This is a genomic window from Aphanothece microscopica RSMan92 (genome assembly GCF_046613545.2).
Lineage (GTDB): Bacteria > Cyanobacteriota > Cyanobacteriia > PCC-6307 > Cyanobiaceae > NIES-981.
In genome coordinates, this window is the sequence record NZ_JBKKKY020000654.1 from 1 (window position 1) to 396 (window position 396).

General features: G+C 71.2%; 1 protein-coding gene. It reads right to left on the reverse strand.

Features of this window, described 5'->3' with window-relative positions; all coding sequences use genetic code 11:
• Positions 1-396: hypothetical protein (locus ACLD7X_RS19495; RefSeq protein ID WP_411425330.1), on the reverse strand; the 396-nt coding region annotated here is incomplete at both ends.

The following is a 396-nucleotide window of genomic DNA, read 5'->3' on the forward strand; positions in this document are numbered from 1 at the left end:
GTCGGCAGCCCCGCCCACGGTGACAAGACCGTCACCGCTGATCGCCAGCGTGTCGACCGGGCCCAGCTTCGCCGTCAGGGTGACGCCGCCCGTCGAGTCCAGCTCTGCCGTGACCGCCAACGCGTCTTCAAGCCCGCTCAGGTCGGCAGTCGGCGCGTCCTCCAGCGCCGTCACCGTCACGGCGTTGCCGGTGCCCGTGACCGCCGCCAGCAGATCGGCATCCGCCGCCGACAGGCTCAGCGATGCCGTTTCGGACAGCGCTATTGTCGTGACGCCGACGGCAAGGTCGGCAGCCCCGCCCACGGTGACAAGACCGTCACCGCTGATCGCCAGCGTGTCGACCGGGCCCAGCTTCGCCGTCAGGGTGACGCCGCCCGTCGAGTCCAGCTCTGCCGT